This is a genomic window from Roseiconus nitratireducens (assembly GCF_008629675.1).
Taxonomy (GTDB): domain Bacteria; phylum Planctomycetota; class Planctomycetia; order Pirellulales; family Pirellulaceae; genus Stieleria; species Stieleria nitratireducens.
The window spans coordinates 125897-148545 of record NZ_VWOX01000009.1; the positions used below are offsets into that span (position 1 = coordinate 125897).

General features: G+C 60.2%; 1 protein-coding gene. It reads right to left on the minus strand.

Features of this window, described 5'->3' with window-relative positions; translation table 11 throughout:
• Positions 1-286: 286 nt before the first annotated feature.
• A complete protein-coding gene (locus FYK55_RS16440; protein ID WP_150077525.1) occupies positions 287-22441 on the minus strand; it encodes a dockerin type I domain-containing protein in 22155 nt (7384 codons plus the stop codon).
• Positions 22442-22649 lie beyond the last annotated feature (208 nt).

Consider the following 22649-nt stretch of genomic DNA (forward strand, 5'->3'; position numbering starts at 1 on the left):
CGAGAATGGCTTGCGTCCGGCAGGACCTCTCGCCACTTTCCGGTCGCGCAGCTCGTCAGAGCATTCCAAAAAGCGGTCGATTCAGCGCCAGTCGATCCACCGCCAGTCAACGACAGCGTCCTTGACGAGCGATAGTCGGGCTCTCCGCTTCAAAGTGGCGCTGTCCAACGAAACGGACCCGCGCGAAGCTCGATGTCACTCAAGCGGTCCGCCGGAGCCGGGACACCATCCCGGCTCCGGCGGTACCACGGAACATCTTCGGGGAAATCAGAGCCGCTGTCGATCCTCAACCCCAACGAACCTGATCATCAGCCAGCAATGTGATCAAATCGTCGTCCTGCTTGTCCAGCTCAGCGGCTTGCAGGGCCATCGACAGAGGAGTTTGCGGCGACGCATCGGGGACGGCGGAGTCATCCGTTGCCTGAACTCCCAATCGATTGATGATCATCAGGGCATCCGACGCAGAAATGAACTGGTCCCGATTGACGTCAAATCTGCCCGACGCGAAACGGGTGGATTCGCCTTCCAACGACGGATCGATGGTTGCCAATTGGTTGATCACGAGCAATGCATCGATCGGCGAAACCTCTCCGTCGGCGTTCACATCCAACGGATCCGTCGAGATCGATGCATCCCACTGCAACAGCCTGGAATCGTCGGTTCGAATCCTGAAATCATCAAACGTGGTTTGTCCCGACTGCGAGAAAACTCCCAGAGAGCCGTCTGTCAGAGCACTGTTGTAAACGTGGCTGGTGACCAGCTGGTCGTTGACAAGCACACTGACCGTGGTGCCTTTGATGACCAGTTTGATGTCCGACGGCTGGCCCGGTGCCAGGGAGACCGGGACGACTTGATCGGCAACGATTCCACGCCGTGGGGTGACGTGTCCCAGGAACAGTTGTTGCGTCGAAGGATCCAGGGAGGCGTACTTGAAATCGTCCTCGGCGTACTGGTCGAACAACAGTCCACCAACAGCTTCCGTCGCAACGCTTGCCGACACCTCGACGTACGCATCGCTTTGTATTCCCTGCTGCAGTCCGAAGTCGACGGTCCGGATCGCGGTCGCATCGTTGTCGGCGGTGCCGGTGAGCGCCCCGCCGATCAGCAACCAGTTTCCAGTCGACGGTCCGACCAACAGCCGAGCTGATCCGTCATCAAAACCGTCGGCCTGATCCCAGACAATGGATGGCGGAAGCACTTGGACGGCAAGGTTGTCGAAGGTGCCTTGCGACTGATCGGAACCGACGCCGATGAGCCCCCAGTTCAATCCGAACGAATAACCGTCTTGAACGGAGGGCTCGAACGCATGCGTGAACAGCGTTTGATTGTCCAGCAGCAAGGAGGCAGTGAGGCCGTTGACGGCCAACAACAGGTTGTAGGTTTTTCCGTGTTTGATTCCGCCTTGGACCGATGCCTGGCGGTCGACGTGCCACCCCTGCGAATCACGGTGCCCCATCACCAGTTTGTTGTTGGAAACATCGATGCCCGCGAATTTGAACTGATCGGCGCTTTGGTAGTCAAAAATGATGTACCCGTTCGCCTTCCATCCGGCCGTCGGTTTTTCCGCGGTCACCGAAGCCAGGACTTCAAAATAGGTGGGTAACGCATCCGATAAAGCAAGCACACTGACCGCGTCGGACTGGTTGGATTGAGCGCTGACCTGCAATCTCCCGTCGACCACTTCCCACGTGCCACTGTCGGCCGCCATCCCATGCATCTGCCCGTCATTGAACCCGGCACTTCGCAGGACGTCGCGTTTGCCTCCGGGGATGTTTCCGGCCTGGGGATCGGTCGGCGCGCCAGTCTGGTCTTGCCAGGCAGGATCCTGTTGGCGAATGAGCCCGAGCTCGCCTTCTGGTTCGCCGTTGCGTTCCGGATTCCCCACATCGGTCGCGCGTGTCGAATCGGCACCGTCGCCGAAGGACAACGCGTACAGGAACTCGGCCAATTGGGGCTGCATGGTCCGGCTGACGCTGGCCATTCCAAAGGGGGCGTAGGGAACCAGGTACGAGTTGAATTCACCCACCCAATCGATCAGCCGGTCTCCGCCCGTGTTACCGATCAGGACGTCCCGTCCGGCACCCCCGAAGGCACGGTCTTCGTAGCTGGGCTGCGTATCCGGCGATTCATTGTCAAAGGATCCGGGAACGTCCGGCGTGTCGGTGTTGTGATCATCATCGGCGTTCAACAAGTCATTTCCGAAACCGCCGTACAGGTTGTCTCGCCCGGTACCTCCGACCAACCAGTCATTTCCCAGATCACCGAACAACGCGTCCTGTCCGTCATCCCACGCCTCGGAATAACTCGGGCTGGACTGCCCCGTCGCTTTCTCGATCGTACCCGCCGGACGATGAACACCCTCGCTGGGGTCAAAGTTCAGGAACCAATTGGCGGCGGTGTCTTCCGCGGATGCGGTGCCATCGACGTCCAATAGGATCTTCCGACGCGGGTCATACTCGTCGTACAAGGCGAACTCACCCGCCCGCCGGGTCGAATCGTAATGCCAGCCGTCGGCATCCTCCGGATTGAACCTCAACGTATCACCCAGATTGATCGGATGCCCGAAGTCCGACCGCGTGATTCCGACCAACACGCCGGTGGCGTCGTACAGCTGGGTGTACGATTCCGTCGGCGCTTCGGCTCCGGACATTGCGTCGTCGCCGGATCCACCATGAAGCACATCGTTTCCGAGGCCGCCGTACAAAATGTCATCGGAATAGTGTCCCTCGTCAGTGAATTCAAGCGGATCATTCTGTTTGGATCCTGAGTAAACGAACTCGTCGAATTGGCCGTTAAACGCTGGGTCGACGCTGAACGGCACCAGGTTCGCTGATTTCTTCAGCTCGCCGGAAACGTTGATCGTCGCTTCCTGAATCGCTCCTGGCGTCTTGATGTATTCGTCCAACACGTTGCCGTTGGCGTTCTTGGGATCGGGATCACGATCCAGCAAACCGGCAACTCCATTGAGCGGCTCCCCGGTGGTGCTATTGCGACTGGTCATGATCCGACCGTCATCCCCCAGCACGCCGTCATCTCCCGTTCCGCCCGAGATCCAGTCGTGTCCGTAGCCCCCGATCAAATCATCGTTTTGACCATCACCAAACAACACGTCATTGCCGCGTTGGCCGTACACGGTGTCGTCACCGGATTCCCCGTGGATCTCATCGTCGCCTCCCCGATCGTTCGCCGCCCGCGAATCATGGAGGACTCCGCCGGGCGTGTAGTCCAGGAACTGAACAGATCGAGCCACGACGCGATCGTAGGTATCAGGATTGGAATCGACCGGCCCACTGTCGTGGAAGAAGTTCAGGAAGCCGCCCGACGCAGGTAGTCCTGACGCCGCCGTGGTCGCCGCCGCATCGACCTGAGTCCCGTTGACACCGACCAGCCGCGTGATCACCCCGTTGTCCCCCAGAATGACATCCGCGTCCAACGCGTGACCACTGGGAAGCACCGAAATGGCTCCGTCGGTCCCAACCACCGCATCTCCGGCATCGTTTCGCGCGACGTCGATCCCCGCTCCGCCAAAGATCAAGTCGTCGCCGTCGGGCCGGTCGTTCGCATTTTCCAATCCGAACAGATTGGAACTGCCACCGATCAAGTCATCCTGCCCCAGATTTCCGAACAGGACGTCCTGCCCGCCATTCCCCTCGATGTAGTCGTCTCCGTCGGAGGCAAGTTCCAGCGAGGGCGAGATGATTAGACTGCTTTCGTCATCGACCGTTCCGTCGCGGAACGCTCCGAAGGTGGTCGGTGCGCCGTCGAACGCGATGACACTGAGATCGGTTCGAGGATCGGTACCGATCTTCCCATCACCTTGAATCACATCGTGGCCCAGTTGCCCAAACAACTCGTCGTCGCCACCGCCGCCGGCGATGTAATCATTGCCGAACCATTCCGGTCGGCTCGCTTCGACGGTGTCGGAGTGATCAATTAAACGAATGTGGTATTGGGTGCCGCCGCGGGGATCGATGAACTGAGGAACTCCGTCGACAAGTTCATTGACCAAAGACAGGCCATCGTTTCCTGCAGTGGTGCCGTAGATTTGTGTGCCTTGTAGAACTCGCATCCGGGGATCCAGCAAGTCCGGCCGGTAGCAGATCTCGGCATTGTCGCCCGCGACCACGTCGTTACCCATGCCACCGTCCAGACGATCATCGCCGTCCAGGGCGCCTGAGACGTTGCTGCCCCCGATCAGGATGTCGTCCCCCAAGCCTCCGTCCAACACGTCATTCCCCTGCTGTCCCATCAGCACATCGCGACCTTCCTGGCCGTAGACGAGGTCATCACCGGATCCGGTCGACTGGTCCACGTTCAGCGCCGTGAACCGGACGAAACCATCGCCGGGGAATAGATCCCAGCAGATCGGTGGCAGACTGGTGGCGGGATCGTAAGGATGGTCGTTGGTCGCTTCGATCAAGCCATGGTCTCCGAAGACGAGATCATCGCCGCCGCCGGCATAGATGATGTCGTCGCCGCCGCCGCCAAAGAACACATCGTTCGAGGCGTTGCCGGTCAGAACATCGTTCCCGCTATCGGCGTCACCGAAACCGACGGACTCGATTCTCCCTACCGTGAATTCATGCACGGAAAACACCAGCGGCGGATCGCCCGCGACATGATCGCGATGGAAAGCGGCGAGCGCGACGTTGTCACCGAAGGTCAGGTTCTGCCCCTCGCCGACCGACAGGACGTCATCGCCGGCACCTCCCAGAACGATATCGTTCCCCGCTCCGGTCGTGATCGAATCGTGACCGCCCAGCGCCGTCGCAGCCGCGATCGACGCGATGCGGTCGATGTCATCGGTCCGCGGTGTTTGTGTCGCGTCGGCCAGCTCTTCGGCCAGGTAGTCCACCAATCCGAAATCGCCGAATACGATGTTGTTGCCATCGTCCTGGATCTGCCCGCCATCGCTGGCGTAGCTGTTGATGGTGTCGTCGCCTTGCCCGCCAAAGATGATGTCGCGCCCGACGCCGGTTGTGATCACGTCATTGCCCCCCGAGGTATCGACCTCGAAAGCAATCGACTGCAACAGGCCCAGCGTCTGCATGGCGTAGGCGTCATCGACTTTCGACGGATCGGGGTCGCCGACCGGTTGATTCGCTCCGGAATCGACGCCGAGCAGTTCTCCATGGTCACCGAACACGATGTTCTGTCCGGAACCGGCGTCGATCCTGTCGTCGCCCTGGCCGCCAAGAATGATGTCGTCGGAGGAATCGTCGAAGATGATGTCGTCAGCTCCGAAAGCGGATTCCGTGTCAATACTCTTGATCAGATCCATGGTGCCAAGATCGCTGTCATCGGTTCCGAAATAGTCCGGTCCGACGTAGCTGATCTGCCCCTGGTCGCCAAAGATCACATCGGCGTCACCACCACCGTTGATCGTGTCTGTTCCGTTTCCTCCAAAAATTCGATCGATCCCCAAGCCTCCACGAATATGGTCGTCTCCGCCATCACCGGGTTCAACGGTTCGCAGCTCCTGAATGCGAAGCAGGCTGAGCAGTTTCTCGGTCGCCTGGGCATCGGTTGTCAGGACCGACGAGCCGACGGACGGATCGACCACATTGATGACCGCCCGACGTATCCCGGTCAGGTGATCCGAATAGAAGGTTCCCGGCGAGAGATCCTGCTGGACCACTCCATGATCGCCAAACACCACGTCCGATCCCTCACCGCCATGGATCGTGTCGTTGCCAGCGAGCACGGTATCGCGGGGCGGGAAGGCGACGGGGTCGGCTGAGGGATCGCTGGTGATAACCAGCAACGATCGCGTGATCGGATCCACATTGAATCCTGAATCGCCATAAATGTGATCCGGCCCCGAGCCGCCACGAATGACGTCATCACCCGATCCTCCCGCCAGATGGTCGCCCGCTTCGGAACCGTCGATCGTATCGTTTCCGCCTCCGCCGTAGATAGTCACTCCGACGGTCACTTGTCCGTTGAGGGAAACCATGTCGCTGATGTCCAGACCACTCGCGTCGATGACGTCGTTGCCGTTGTAGTCAAAGTCCACAGCCCGCCCGTATCGAAACGCATCATCGGCGTCGCCAACCTGGTCGTGCAATTTCAGGCCGAAGTAGGCGTTGTCGCTCCGATCGGTGATTGACGCATCACCGGAGTACCAAACGCCGTCTTGCGACGTGTCGCCGAAGACGACCAACGGCGAACCGGGCCCACCGCCGCCGGTGATCGTGATGGTGTCTCCCCCGACGACGCCACCGACCAGGGAGTTCCCGCCACCATGAACCATGGTCAGCGTTCCATGTTTCGCCGGCCCGGAAGAACCCTCGTCGGCGGCGAGCAACGTCCCAGTGATCGACAACTGGTCATTCCCCTCGCCCAGCATCACATTCAAAACCTCGACCGAACTGCGGGCACCGTCGGCTTGGATATTTCCGTCGGCGTCGACACTCACTTGGCCGAAATTGATTCCGCCCGGGAAGACGGACGGTTCACCGAAAGCGGTCCCGTCGGGAAAGACCAGGTCGGGTGGCAGATTCAGACCGGTCAAACGACTGCTGGACAACTCGCCCTGTTTGTCTTCGCCACTGGAATCATCGTAGATGTTTACGACATCAATCTGCTCGGTTTCCAGCGGTTGGTCGCCGATTTCCAGCAGGCCCTGGTTCCCTTCCTTTGGCAACACAATCGCCGACACCAGGGCTCTCGGTCCGACGCTGCCACCTTCAATGTGCAAGGGCCCGCGGAGATTGCTCAACAGGTGCTTTTGTGCTGAAAACTCGCGATCATACTCGGTCCCTTCGACCGGCACGAAGCTCGGTTCACCGTACACGGTGACGGTTTGCGGAATCCACCAGTTGGCATCGGTGAACGTCAATTGCGTCGGAGAGGTGATTGTCTGGCCATCGGTTTCGATGTCGATCATCACGTCCGCCGTTGGTTCGGCGGTCAATCGGATCGTGTAGGTATCGACCACACTGGTGCCGTCCTTGGAAACCAACGTGGAACCGTCCGACTCCTGCACCAAGAAATCGGGCAGATCATCGTCCAAGACTTCGACATCCAACTGAGACAGAAGATCGTCGAATTCCGGGTCGCGTCCGACAACGGTGGCGTCGATCGAATGGGTGATGACAGAAACTTTTCGATCTTCGGCGACCCCCGTGTCCGATGGCGTGCCGTCGTCAAAAGCGGTCACGTCGATCGTCACTGGCGTGGACCAGTTGCTGGCGTCAAACGTTAGTGAGGCGATCCCGCCGGACGTACTAAATCGCGAACCCACCTTGCTGGAAAGCAAAACCTGGTCGTCATCAAATGCAAACTGAACCGTCACCGAACCGGACGGCGCCTTGGTCAATTGAATGTCGTAGCTGTCCGCAATCCCCTTGGAGTAACCCTGCTGCAGGTTCAAACTGCCTTCGACCACCTGGGTTTCTCCGTCGGTGGGCGTGATGATCAAACCGGGGGCGTCCTGATCGATCACGGTGACTTCCACATTGCGGACCGCCACTCCGTCATAGACGTCGCGCAAATCGTCCGTCGCATTGTCACTGACCAGCACACTGTGGCTGATCGTGGTCACCCGATCGCCTTCGGCAAAACCGTCCGCAATGCTTTGCACAAAGACGGTTTGCTCCAGATCCCAGTTGGTGCTGTCGAACCGCAACACCACGGACCGATTTCTGACGTAGGTCGTCACACCGTCAACGACAATCTTTCGCGTGTACGCGTCGGCTTGCCCCGTGCCCGTGAACAGATCCGCGGGCGGATCGATGGTTCCATCACCGTCGCGATCGACTGCTAGCGTGATCGTGTCCCCGCCCTGATCTTCTTCGTCCTTGACGGATCGTGCCGCCGACACCGTGACGAAGACGACGGTGTTTTGGTCAGTGATCGGCTCGGCCAGCTTCACCGTGTAGGTGTCGGTGTTGTCTACCGCCCCCTCCCGCACCACCGTTCCGTTCTGTTCCTGGATAATCACGACCCCTTGGTCTTCGGAAGCAACATTCAGATCGATGCCGGGCGTCAATTCGCCGTCGTAGCGATCGTCGCCCGAGGTGGTCGTGTGATTGATGGTTCCACTGCTGCCTTCCAGCTGGCGACTGACGATCCGATCGGCGACGTCACCGCCCACACTGACATGATCGCTGCCCAATCCGCCGATGATTCGGGTCGCGACACCCGAAGGGGTGCTGACGACGAAGAAGTCGTCGTCGCCTTCCAGCCCGTCCACTTCCACCACTTCCACGTTTTCGTAGCGAATGGTGATTCCGGCTCCGTAGATGCCGTCGTCGCGGATGACGAAGTTGTCGGGGAATTCGGTCCCCAGGACCAGCACCTTGTCGAATCCGCTTCCGCCGTCAATCGAGACCGGCGCGTTGACGTTGTATTCGACCGAGTCGTTGCCGGCTCCCGGCAGAATATTTGTTTGCTCGCCGGTCGAAAAATTGGTCGTATCGACCTGGGCCGACCCGTCCGGGTTGGTCAGGATCTCGCCGGTAACCGGATCGGTCAGTGCAATGGCAAAGGCTCGCACCACAAACAGGTCATTGCCCGCATCCCCTTCCAGCCGCAGTTCGGCTTGGTTGCTGTAGACGGAGAACGAATCGTCCCCCTGGCCACCCTGGGCGACCAGCGGGGCACTGATCCCCGGGCTGATGTAACCGCGGGTCGTGGCCACCGTGGGGAAAGCGTCTGCCTGGCTGACGTCGCTGGGCTGCCTGAGCGAACCGTAAATCTGGCCGATCTGGAAGTTGTCGTTGCCCAGCCCCCCATCCAATGTCGAAATCACGCTGTTGTCATCGACCGCGAACCAGTCGTTGCCGCCCTGCCCGTAGACGCTCATCCGCCCGTTGATGCTGGCGTCGTAATTGATCCGTTGCACTTCTTGCGGTCGTTCGCTCGGTTCGTCTCCGTCGGCACCGGCCAGCCGTGCCTGGTCAATCGTCCCGTGAAGCAGCGCGACGAAGGCCGGCGATTCGCTGACTTCGTTGCCGAACTTGCCGGGGATGTAGCTTGTCCGCCGTAGCAAAAAGATGTCGTCGCTAGGCTCGGCGGCAAACTCGTCCAGGCCGTTGACGCTGCTGTCATAACCCAGCACGTCCAGCGTGTCAGAACCGTCGTCCTTGGCCCCCGAATCCAACACATTGATGATGTAATTCCGAATCTGGTTGCGACTGCCGGTGGTCAGGACCTGATAAGTATCCGTGTCCGCCTGCCCATCCAACGTCAGCGTGTGCAGCGACGCGACATCCATCGTGCGAAGCATCGAGACCAGGAATTGATCTTCACCGTCGTCGACAGTGCTGTCGGATGGCACCGCCGCGGAGGCACTTCCGAAGGCTCGCGTCACACCTCCGAGCAAGGTTTGCAGAAAGCTGTAACTGTCGACGTCCACGTTGCCGAACAACTCGGTTTTCGCCTGATCCCCCGGAGTGATCTCGCCCTGCAAGACCATCGACGTGCCGTAGCCCGAATCGGAATCGTTGTGGTCGCCACGGACGATGATGCCCGCGGTCGAATCGACCAAACCCGCCAAGACTTCCGCCGCGGTGGGAAGGACGAATCCGTCGCCGATCCGCAGTTCGACCGATTCGGCGGCCGCGATCCGCCCCCGGCTGAGGGTCACCGAGGCATCTTCTTCGATCCAGGCAACCCCGCCGGTTAGCAAGTTCAAATCTTCATCAAGATCCGAACTCTCGCGGACCGTCAACCGAACCAGACCGGCAAACGACTCGACCTGCAACACATCCAGGGCTCCATCGACCTCCTCCAGATAGATGTCGTCGCTGGCGTCGGCGTAGAGATGCCCCTGCTGTTGCTGACGCGTATCAATCTCCAGATCATTGGTGGACTCGCCGATGCCCCCGCCGTTGGCATCCAAGTCGACGCTGGTCGCCCGAATGTTCCAAGCGGTGTCCCCGGAACCGCCGCCGCGGCCATCGAGGATTGCTCCAGCCACTGAAACGATCGATGCGTCGCCCGCGCTGACGTCCACCGTATCGATATTCAAATCACCGGCGGTTTCCTGAACAAAGGTTCCGTCAGCCGACGTTGCGACCAGCACACCAAAGGCGGAATACGAGGAATTGATTTCCAGGAAATTGCTGGTGGAACCGATCGAATCGGTAGCATCCAGCGTGATGTTTTTCCCAGACACATCGGCGGTGGCATCACCGGCCGGCGGGGCACCGTCCCCCGACGCGGCGTCCACGATCGACTTCGGCGAACTCAAGATCACGTCATCGTAGCGCGAAATGATGTTCCCCACCCGCATGTTTCCGGAACCTTCGGTGGCATCGACCAAGCCATTGGTATCGATGTCCAGATGTCCGCTCCCTTTCACGTTGGTCACCGCTTCCACGTTGACCACGTTATTCCGCGAAGTAGTCGGTGATGACGGGTTGGCCGCCGCGATGATGATGTCGCCCGTGTCGACCACCCCGCCTGATCGGATGATTTCAAAGTCGTAATCGATTTCGATGTCCGCCGCGGTCCCCCCATAGGCTCCGGCATCACGCCGACCGCGTGTGCCGTCATTGGAGTACCGCGTGTAGAAGGTCTTGTCGGGCGCGTCCGAACTATCGTTCGGTGAATCCACATAGACGCCGTCGATATCGGCACTCGAAGTCTCCAGGACTCCGGATCGCAACAGAACATCCGCAGTGTCACCCGCTTCAATGAACTTGATGTCCAAATCCAGAACCGTGGGCGCGGTGTCCGTATCCGAGACACGTTGAATGCCGGTCAAGTCCAACCAAATGCTCTGGTCGGCGACCACCTTCAGCAGTTCGCTACGAGCGTTGCTCTCAACCAACTGGACGACGATTCGCCCCGTCGCCCCCGCCCCGACGCTGCCCGCAGCGGAGTCGATGTCCAATTCATTGCTCAACACGCTGCCCGTGCCGGCGGTCTTTCCGGTGTACAGGGAGATCAGTTGTGCGAAGCTTGTGACGTCAGCTCCGTTGACGATGTCTCCACCGGAGTTGTAGAGGAAGGTTTCGCCGATCGGATTGTTGATCGCGCCGTTCAGCCCGAGATCGCCGGCTCCCAGATTCTGCACATCGACCAATGACGGATCGATGTCTCGCTGCAGATCAAAGTCGATGTTCACGTCATCCGACACGAGCACGATCCGTGGACGTGGTGGACTGCTCGAGTTGGTCGCGGCGGTGTTGACCACGTCGATCCGGTTCAGGATCAAGTCCTTGTCGGACCCATTGATGATGCTGACGAATTCATAGCCGTCCAACATGCTGAATTCACCCTGATCGCCGTTGATCACCCCGTCCTTGGCTTCAAACAGGACTTCGCCGGCATCATCGTTGACGATGTCATTGACGACAATGTCATCGCTGGCGATGGTTCCGCTGGTACGACTTGCCCCCGCGGCGCCATCGTCCACGGACACGTTGACTGCCCTTTGGATCGTGCCGTTCGCGTCAATGACCAATTCCGGGCTGGGCCCGCTGTTGATCACAACGTCGGCGTCCCAGCGGATGTCAAAGGTTCGATTCCCACCGCCGCCACCATCGACCTGACCTTCGTTGGCCTGGACGTACAGGGCCAGGTGCGAGAAGCCTCCATCGTCTTTCAGGTCGGTATCACCGGCGAACGCCGACACCCGCGGCCCCGCGTAAATGGTTGCCCCGGCATCGGCGTCCACAATACTCTTCAGATCCGAATCGCCTTTTTCCTTGGCTTCCTGAGGCGGGATCAAGCCGACGGCGGTGGCCGTCGGTTTTCGATCGACATCGACCTCGGAGTGTCGCGACTGGATGTCGACGCCCTGCAATCCCCGGATGACGGCGTCGGAGGCAATGGTGGCGTTGGAATTCGAATCGATATTGATTTCGGCGTCGGCGTACGCGGTCGTGACACCGCCATAGGCCTGGGCGTCCGCAACGGCTTTGGCTTTCAGCTTGCTGACCTTGGCGTCCAGGTCGACGGTGCCGCCTTCCACCAGCGCTCGCTTGCCGATCACGACGTCGGTGGTCACCGCGACGTTGTCGACACCGATCTGAATCCCCCCTCCGAACTCGGTGTCGTTCTTGCCGTTGTCATCCAGCCCGTCGGCGTCGGCACCGGCTCCGAGCGCGATCACGAATGCAGATGAATCCGTGAAAGCGTCGACGGTGGAATCCGAGTGGATCTTGACGGCGCCGCCGGCCACGATCGAGGCGTCCTCGCCGACCGTGGCCGTGGTGTCAAATTGGACGCGTGATGCTGTGTCGGATACCGCCGCACCGATGGCTCCCCCGCCGCCGGCATAGGCGACCAGGTCATTTTCAATGTCCGTCAGCGCGGTCAACGACACGTCACCCTCAGCGGTGATGGACGCCGAATCGTCAAGGTAGGCGTCCGTATCGGTGGTTTGGTCGATCCTGGTTCGCACGATCCCGACCTTGATGACGCCGCCGGCCTGATTGTCAACGTTCGTCGAGGCGTTGTGCTGGGAGGTCGCCGAAAGCTGGACATCCCCACCGGCGGTGATCACCGAATTAGCGCCCAGGAAGGACTGCACTGACGAATCGTCTTCCAATGTCGCGCGGACGTCGCCAACATCGATGGCCCCGCCGCCGCCGCCTTTGACGGTCGACGAACTCTTGCCATCGCCGGTCGGTGGTGAAATCAGATCCAACGAAATTCCACCGGGACCCGCCAACGAATGTCCATCGTTTTTGTCGACCGTCGACGATCCCAGATCAAACACTAACTGATGGAGAAGTGCGTGGGTGTCGGTGGACGCAACCAGGTCGATGCCCTCGACGCCGATTGAGTGCTGGCCGTCGCGATGGGCTGTGTTCAGCGTCAACGGATTGGCGCCGGGGCTCTCGGCGAGTTGGAATTCACCGGTGGAAGCATTCGAGTTCACCACGTAGTAGGTGACGCCGTCTTCCAGTCCGTCAATACTCAGTTCCAACGAATGAATGACGGTTTCCGCACCAGCGTCGCTGGAGACCTCGATTTCGATCGGGACAGGCGGTTGGGGATTGCTGACGCTGTCGTCGCCGATCGCATTCTCGTAGGTTGCGGCCAGTTGGATTTCGTTCTCGCCAAGTTTGATCACATAGTACGTTTCGCCATCCTGCAGCTCGCCGATCTCCGGGCCGGATCCTTGCCGTCGGTACACAACCGCGTCGCCATCGGAGAACCCGTGGTTTGGCAGGTACAGATTGTCGGCGTCTGTATTCGGGACAACTTCGCCATTTGCCGTCAACAGCACGCCGCTGAGCACACTGACATCGACGTTGGACGCTGAAAACTCGCTCACGGCGGCAGCTCGGTAAGTCACCGCCTGATCCTCCGCGAAGACGACGCCCGGGACGGTGATCGTACTGCCCGACACATCCGCTGCGTCGAACGACGGCAAGTCCGCTTCCGCCTCGGTTTTGGTGCGAGCCAACTTGATGGTGGTGACGCCCAACGGGTTGCCGCTGCTGTCCGTCTGCTGGTCCATCGCTCGAACATAGAAGACCTGCGAGGGATCCACGTACGCCGGGTCGCTGGAGGGAAGATTCAGCTGCCAGGGCTCGATGACCGAGGTCGAACCGCCGTCGTCCAGGCGAACCGCATCACCGGTTCTCAGTTTCCGGGCGGCGGAAAATGTGATCGTGTCGCGCGCCGAATCGACACCGCCAACCGCATCGAACTGGGCGCCAAAACTGATCTTGTCGTCTCCGGCGTCAATGACTTCGTACTCGCGACCGTCTTCCAGACCCGCGATGGCGGATTGCCCGCTCGGAACGACGTAGGTGACCACCTCGCCGGTGCTGAGGTCGAACTCAAAATCAAGGGTATCGCTGGCGGCATCAACGCCCTGAATCAAGTCACTTGGCGTGGTGGTGCCCGCCGGTGGCTGGTCGCTTAGCGTTGCCGTGACTTCAACGTCGCCGGACGCATTGAGCACGGAATTGTCACCGAGTGACGCCTGGATCTCCGGCGTGAGTTTGACAACCGACTTTGGCGAGTGGGCCTCGACCAAAATCGATCCGGCATAGGTTTCCACCTTGGCATCGGCTTCGCCACGACCGATCGCGGAAATCGTGGCGTTGCCTCCGCTGGAACCCGTCGCGTTCATTTGCACGTCGACGTCGTCGGCCAGGTAGGCGTACACCGATCGGTCGATCGTGATCTCTCCGGTGTCGCCACCGGTGACCGCGACGGTCAGGCTTCCGCCTCCGACCAGCACATCGACGTCGATCAACGCAGCCAGCATCTCGGCCTTTACCGTCAGGTCGCCCGGCATCTGACCGCCGTCCAGCCCCGAGACGTGCGTGCCGTCACCGATGAAGGCATGGGTGGCCCCGGCGATGTCGCCGTCGGCGTACAAATGCCCTTTGGCAGCGGCACCGCCCCCGGCACCGCCTTCGGCGAGCACCGTCACGTCATCGGTGCTTTTTGCGTCCACGTTGACGTAACCGCCGGATTCGATGGTCGCCTGCGTCACACCGGATCCCAGCGTACCGGCCGGACCGACGAACGCATTCACGTCGGAATCGATCGACGCAGTCGCGAATCCGGTGTTTCCCGCAACAGCCAATCCAATTCCGACCGTCAGGATTAAGCTGTCGACGGTATGGGTTCCCTCGGCCGTGACATCCACCGACCCGGCTTCGATCACCGTGTCCTCGGCGATGTGCGCATCGGTGTCCATGTCGATGGTCGCATTCGCGCTCATGCTGCTCACACCGACGCCGATCGCCCCGGCGCCACCTTCGCTGTGAGTCGTCGCGGCGGCGGTGGTCGATGCCCCGACGGACACGTTTCCACTTCGCGCCGTGATGGTCGATCCGCTGCCGACATACGCTTGCGTCTGGCCGGAAATGCCGGCTTCACCATCCGCAAGCCCCAGCGCCGCACCGATCTGCACCGATACCGACACAGTCAGCAGCGTTGCGGTTGCGGTTGCCGTCGTGGTGGCGTCGATGGCCACACCACCGAGCGTGGAGGTCACATCAGAGCCGTCCACATACGCTTTGATTTGGTTGTCGATGTCGTTGGTCGTCTCGGTGATCCCGACCGATGCTCCGACCACACTCAGGCTGCCCGCGATCCCGGACACATCGGCGATGATGACCGAAGTGTCCGTTGCGCTGATCGACACGTCGCCGACGCCGGTGACGGTGCTGCCGCCGGACGCGTAGGCCGAAGTCGTGCTGGTGATCTCATTCTTCGCAATTCCACCGGCACCGGCCAACGCGACGCTGAAACCTTGCTTCGGGTTGACCAGGGCGACGGCGGCCGCCACCGCGAGCGCGTAAGCATCGATCGTCTGGTTGCTGGTCGCGCTGATTGTCACAGATCCATCGGAATCGATCTCCGACGCCCCATCGACGTACGCCGAAACCGTGTTGCCGATGTCGTTGTAAGACAGACCGGCCGAGATCGCCAACGCCGCCGAGAACCCGCTGGGACTGACCGAAAGAGCGACGGTGCCACCGGCGGCATCGGCGGTCAACGTCGAGGTGTCACTCGCGGTGACGGAGACCATGGAACCGGCGTCGCTGAACACCTTGCCGCCACCGGTGACGTACGCCTGCGTGGTGTTGGCGATCGTGTTGGTCGACTGCGCCCCCTCGCCCGCGGCCGAGATTGCGATCGCATCGTCTCCGGTGGAAATGGTCACGCTGGCAGCCACCGCAACGGTCAAGGCGGAGATCGTTGCGTCGGAAATCGCCGACAACACGGCTTCACCACCCGAGTCGATGACCGCGTCATCAACGAACGCTTTGGTGGTGTTCTCAATCGTGTTCTCCGCGATGGTGACACCGATCGCGACCGACGCGCCCGTTCCAAGCGTGAACGACAGTGCGCCGGCGACGGCATCCGCCTTGATCGTGGACGTGTCGGACGCCTCCACGAACACCCGATCGCCGGTTCCGGATTCCAGATCACTTCCGTTCTTGACGTACGCTTTGGTCTTGTTCTTGATCGAGTTCCCGGACCCCGTCCCGGCTCCCGCGATTGCGAGCCCCAGAAAACTCGACCCGGTCGAGATCGCGACAGCCCCCGCTCCGGCAATCGTCAGTGCCTCGATGATCGATTCAGTCGTGGCCGTGATGTCGATCTTGCCCGACGCGTCGATCGTAGCATCTTCCACAGATGCCTCGACCACATTTTCCACCTCGTTGACGGCGGCAGAAGCTCCGAAGGAACCGGCCAAAGCAATTCCCGGCGTGCTCGCGAAAACCAATCCGAGCCCGACCGCACCGGCGTCAACGGCAACCGTCGAAATATCACTCGCCTCGACATAGACGTCTCCACCAACATCGATTCCCGGATCTGATCCGCCGCCTTTGATGTATGCCTTGGTGGTGTTGGTGATCGAATTGCCGGCCCCGGCGCCGGTGAATGCTCCGCTGCCGAGGGCACCCCCGATCGTCAGCACCTCGATGGTCGACTCATTCGTCGCCAGCACCTCCAGGTCGTCGGCGACGTCCAGGGTCGACCCATCGATGTAGGCTTTCACCGTGTTGCTGATCTCGTGGATTCCGACGGACACGGCGAACGTCAGGTTGATCAGATTTCCGGTGGTGCTGAAAGCCAGTGAAACCCCGATGGCTCCCGCGTCGGAATGAATCTTGGATTGATCGTCCGCGACGACATAAACCTTGCCCCCGTTGGTCGTCACAATCGCCGGTTCCAAACCGTTCTCGCTGCCTTTGATGTACGCTTCGGCGGTGGTGTCGATGTAGTTCCCCGAACCGGCACCGGCACCGGTCAATGAGAAATTGGTGCCAATGCCTCCCGCGGAAACGGCAAGCGATCCGGCCATGCTGAGTGAGTCGATGGTGGGTGCCATCGTGGCCGTCACCCCGATGTCACCCGCGGCGTTGATGGTGGAATCTTTCACGTAGGCCCGAGACGCGGATCCGATATCGTTGACCGCAACTCCCAAGCCGAGTGCCACGCTGACCCCGCTGGATAGGGCAATCGTAAATCCCCCGCCATCGGCGGTGATCGTCATGGTATCCGAGGCGTCGACCAAGACCGAATCGACGATCAGGTCGACACCGTCCAGATAGGCCCGCGTCTCGTTGGTGGGATCGCCGTTTTCGTCCTTGCTGTTGGTCATCAGGTTGATAGAAAGTGACCCGGAAAAGGTCCCGGCACTCTTACCGGCCGCCAACGCTAGTCCGGCGGCGATCGCGTGCAAATCGCCTGAGCGGATCGCTTCGACGACCACGTCGTCCGCCTCGATCTTCGTGTCCACCACAAATGCGTCGGTGATGGCTCGGATATCGTTCAGACTGAACTCGCCGGTCAGGGCACCGGCGGCTTTGCTTCCGGAAAATGCAAGTGCCGCGCTTCCCGTCAGGGAAAACTGAAACTGCGTCTCCGACGCTGACACCGTGACATCGCCTGCTTTCAGCAATCCGGCATCCACAATTGAGGCCTGCGTGACACTCTTGACGATGTTCACCGCCCCGGACGCGGCCCCGGCGATCGCAGGCGTGACCGAACTGCTGACATCGCTGTTGACCTGGCCCTGTTGAGGCGTATCGTCGGGAATCGATTTCCCGGAGGTGGTGAACGCGGCGGCGCCGGCGATGGAAAATGCCCACAGGTTTCCGTCGGAAATCGCATTGACGACCACCGCTTCTGAAACGTCGATCCCCGAGGTCGTTCGGGGCGAACTGATCTGACTGTCGGTGATCGTCTCGTCGCCGATCACGGCGTAGGTTTCCCGATCGACCTCGTTGACCGCGACGCTGATTCCCGCCCCCACCGCATCAGCGAGCGCGAGCGCGCCGACCCAATTCGCTTGCGTCACGAGATCGCCCGCGTAGACCCGGACGTTTCGCCCCGTCACGATGGCCGATTCGCCCAACTTGGCCAGGGTGTCGCTGGTCTGTTTCGTGTAGGCGACCGATCCGCCCAGAGCAAAGGTGTCCGCCTTGGCCCCCGACTGCGTCAGGTTGACGACGAACATCGCCTCCTCGGCTTTGATGTTGAATCCTCCATCGCCACCGCTGTCGATTTTGGCACCATTCTTGACAATCGCGTTGGTGGTATTGGTCAACACGTTCACATACACCGCTCCCCCGATGCCGACCTTGCCATCGGTTCCCAGTGGATTGAGTGAGATGCGGTCGGTGAACTTGTCGTAGCTTCGCGTGGGATCCTTACTGAAGTTGGGAAGTGAGAAGATCCCGGTCATGTTCACGGTTTGCATGTAGTTGGTCGCTTCGACCGACACCGTCTGTTCCCCCAAACCGTCGTCCTGCTGGTCCGCCTGATTGGGATGCGGATTGCTGGAGTCATCATGCCAGCTGGCGTTTTGGTTGATCTCGGCATTGGATTCGACGATCGCGTTGGAGGCGTTCGTAAACACCAACACATTGATCGCTCCGGCGATCCCGGCTTTGGTGCCGCTGGAGGAACTGGTTGCCCAACTGTTGAACAGCGAATCCTTCAGTCCCAACGTTCCGTCAAGGTACTTGGTAAAGAACTCGTACCCTTCTTCTCGAACGCTGTCGACGAACTCGCCGGGGGACAGCGGGATGAATTCATCGAATCGCGTCAAGAACGGATAGCTGACATCGGAAATCACTCGCGTCGCGCGGAGGGCATCCAGCTTGGCGCCATCGGCGACCGTGGCCGTCGCCGAGTTGTTGTAGATGCCGACATCAATCGAGGCACCGATCGCAACCGGCGCACTGCTTTCGGCATTCGTGCCGGAATTGGTCCCCTTTTGGGTTTGCGTTTGCTGCGGTTCCGAATCCGTATGCGCGGTGATCACGTAGGATTCGTTGATGGTCGCCACCACCTCCAAGTCCTCGTTGGACTGGAGCGTCGCATTCGCGCCGATGTCCGTAGTCACCACGTGGTCGGTATAAGAAAAGGCCAACGCACCGGAGACACTCAGTTTGCTATTCGCACCTTTGGGCGCCTTGTCGCTGTAGCTCTTGGTAAAACTCGAAAAGATCGTGTCGAACGCATTTGCCGTTGCGACCCCTTCCACCGATTCCAGGAACGACGTTTTCGAGTTCTCACTGGACAGACCGGAACCGGCAACGGAGGAATCCGATGCATCCAGCGTGGACTGCACGCCGACACCGGTGACAAAACCGGAATCGAGGACGTGCTTGGAACTGATGCGAAGATTTACTCCGGAGCCCAGGCTGCTCAGATCGACCGAGCCAAGGCTGATGCGGACGCCGGCACGGGCTTCGTTCTCCGACTCCGCCAACCCGATCACCTGCGCGTCGGCGAATCGTGTGTCGCCCTGCAGGTTGTTTTCCGCGGTGTCGGCGACCACGTAGTAGGTTCCGCCAAGCTGCAATCCGCCGACGATGATCGGATCGCCGTTGTCATCGAAGCTGTCAATCGGATCCCCATTGCTGTCGACGGCCTCCAGCACGACTGCCTGGCCCAATTCGACGGCATTGAAAACCGCCGCGCCATTCCGATTGAGCTCAATTGAATCGTTGCTCGGATCGACGTCCGAAGCTTCGAACACATGTTCGTTGTTGGCGGTTGCCACACCGGCATAGTCCTTGATCAGATCGACGTATTTTCCGATCGCAGCCAGGGTCTCATTCTCGGCCAATCGGATGCGTTCGGGATCGTTCAGATCAGGCACCACGACATAGGACCGACCGTCAACCAGAAATCCAATGCTGTTGCCGCGGCGATTGGTGTAGGTGATCGAATCACCGGAGACCAAGGCGTGGGGCCCGACGTAGATCGTGTCGTCCGTGTAGTTGACGTACCCGATTTGATCCGATTTGGTGACGGTCGGATCGATCTCAATCTTGACCGTGTAACCGGGTTCGGCGCGGGCTTCGATCGTGCCGTCGACATTCGTGGTGATTTCGGCGTTGGAGAATTGCAAGCTGAACGCCAGGGCGGCCGTCGCGTCGGCGAACGTTCCGGAATCGGCACCGGCGGACGAATCAAGCTGACCGTCGGCCCAGACGTTGGCGGTCTTGCCCGCGAGAATTCGGGCGCCTTTCTTCACGTCCACGTTGGAATCGACCGTCGCATTGCTGATCGCCAGCGAACCGGCGACCTGCTTCCCGCCGGGCGTCGGATACGCGCTCGTATCCTGCGACGTGCTGGCCGACAGGTCGGCGGTCGCGCTGCCGTTGGCCGTGATCACGACCGAATCGACCGCGCTGATCAGCACATTTTTATTGATCTGGATGTCGGCGATCGCATCGGCCTGAACGTAGCCAATCGTGACCAGACTGCTGCTGATCACACCGCTGGATTCTGCCACGGCGTTGGCATAAATCCCCACGGTTCCTTTAGCAATGATCTGTGCGTCCTGCTTGACCGTCACCTTGGCGTCCGACGTCTTCAGCAGAACCTTGGCCGGCAGCGCAAGCTGGTCGGTCAACTGTCCGAGCAGCGGACCGATCACGAAATTGTTTAAGTCCTGGCTGGCGCCCAGGGTATCCGACAGCGTGCGGTCTTCCGATTGCGAATAGAGGTAGATTCCATTGCCTTTGATGACCGACCGCTGACCGACGTCAATCGAGACGGCGCGGTTGGTGTAAAGTAATGGCGACAAGTTCTCCAGTTCCGCGACGCCCAGCAGCCGGGCCCGCAGGAACACGTCGTTGGTGCCGGTATCGATCGTCACATCATCCTTGACGTCGATCTTTTCGGCATAGACTTCCAGGTAGCCGTTTCCGGTTTTGACATCGCCCGAAAAGATGACGGTATCGACGAACGGATCATCGACCACCGGTTGCAAACCCAAGGCCTCATTGGCGGCGGAGTACTGGCTACCAAACAGGTACAGATCGGCGCTGAACAGCGGATCCAAGGACTGCACCTCGATGGTGTCGGTTCCGTCCAATCCCTCGATGGTCAGAGACCCGGAGGGATTCGTCACCGAAAGCTTGTTGTTGCTGGTCCCATCGATCGCGTCATAGATCATCAATTCGCTGAATTCGATCTCGATCTTTCCAGCGGTATTGGGGTCTGCCCGGACGTAAATCTCGTCATCGAAGATCGTGCCTTGGATAACGCGGTCTTGATCGTCGCCGAGCGTGATGGATTGACGGTCCATGCCCGCAAAGCGGACCGTTACCGCGTTGACGATGACCGTTCCTGAGACATCGTTCCCGGTGGGGTTGTAGGCGATGTCAATCGACCCCGCGCTGCCATCTCCCTCGACCATGAACCCGTCCAGGCCTCCGCTGCCGCCATCGATCGTTCCCGAAAGGCTTGATCCGCTTTCGAACACAAACAGGTCGCGAATGTCCGCTTGGCCGACCAGTTCCTCGAACCCTTGAAACGCTAAATCGTCGACCGTGCCCTGATCGTCACCGGTCAGGGTCCACAGGACCGATTGTGGTGTCGCATCAAACTGGGAGTTCTGGGGATCCAAGTAGAGTTTTCGCCCCAGGATTTGGTCGGTCGCTTGCCCACCGACCACGGAGTTGATCTCGGCGACCGTCCCGATGCCGGTCACCGAAGGCGCATCCAAATCCACCACGATCGCGGTGGTGTAAGCCGAAAAATCCAGTTGATCGACTGCGACTGTCAGGTTCTTCAGTGTTTCCGCGGCGGTGGTATCGATCTTTTGTTCCGCACCGGTGGCGTCGAGCGCGCCCCCGCGAACCTGTCCGCTGATGGTCGCCCCGTCGGCAAAGATAAACTGGTCATCGCGATTTCCGCCGACCAGATTCTCGATCGAGACGAATTCGCTTCCTCCCAGATCGCCCTCGTCGGCGGAAGAAATGTTCCAAGTGTTGTCCTGGTCTCCACCGACGACGTAGTCGTTTCCGCCGCGACCATCAATCGTGCCTGACAGGCTGCCTCCGGCCTCGAATCGGAAGACGTCGTCGCCGTCGCTTGCGTCGGCCCCGTCCAGGTTCTCCACATTGGAAAATTCCCCTGCTTGCAGCGTTCCCTCGTTGACCCCGGTGACCGACCAGAGGGTCTCCAGATCGCCGGATTGATAGGCGGCTTCGAGCGTGTCGGCTCCGCCACTTCCGTCAAACGAAAAGCCATCGGTCCAGCCATTCAGCAGCAACCGATTGGCCGACGAACCACCCGTCAACCGGACCATTTCAAACCCGTCCAGGGAGTACGTTTCGGATCCCACGTCCAGCACGCCGTCACGCAGCTCAAAATCGGCATCCTCCGAGACCGTCAGCGCGTCGAACCCGTCGCCGATGAAGGTGATCGTCAATCCGGAGGCCAGAATGCTGGCATCCAGCGTCAATTCATCGTCACCGTCGGTCCCGGTGATGTCGATCGAGGAGCTCTGGGCGACGGGCGTGACCACGCTGTCGCCCATCCCGTCGCGAAGGTAGAAACTGCCGGATTCCAGGCTGAGCGTCAAATCGGTCGCGTCCATTGGAAACGCCAGCTGCGCGGCCAGAACACGCCGTGCCTCCAACGCCTCATAGGCGATCCGCCGCCGCCAACGGTTCCAACGCTTCTTGCGTCGCCGCGGTGCAGGTTGCGGGTTCGGATCGGGGCGGTGCGAGCGGAGATCGGAAGACGGACCCATGACACTTCGCTGGGTTGGGGAAGGCGTCACCGACCTTCAGCCGTTTTTGGCGAGGGGCGGTCATTGGAACTAAACTGACGCAGCCGCGGCAAACGATCCGTTAGGGAGGGAGCGCGGCGGCTTCCTGGATTCACGGGAGCGGCGGTGCATCGTTCACCTAAAATGTTCCGTTAAACTTCCAATCTGTTTTCTTGCGGCCCGATGGCCC

Coding starts and splice junctions, on each gene's coding strand:
- FYK55_RS16440 (WP_150077525.1), bottom strand. CDS start 22,441: ATGGGTCCGTCTTCCGATCTCCGCTCGCACCGCCCCGATCCGAACCCG.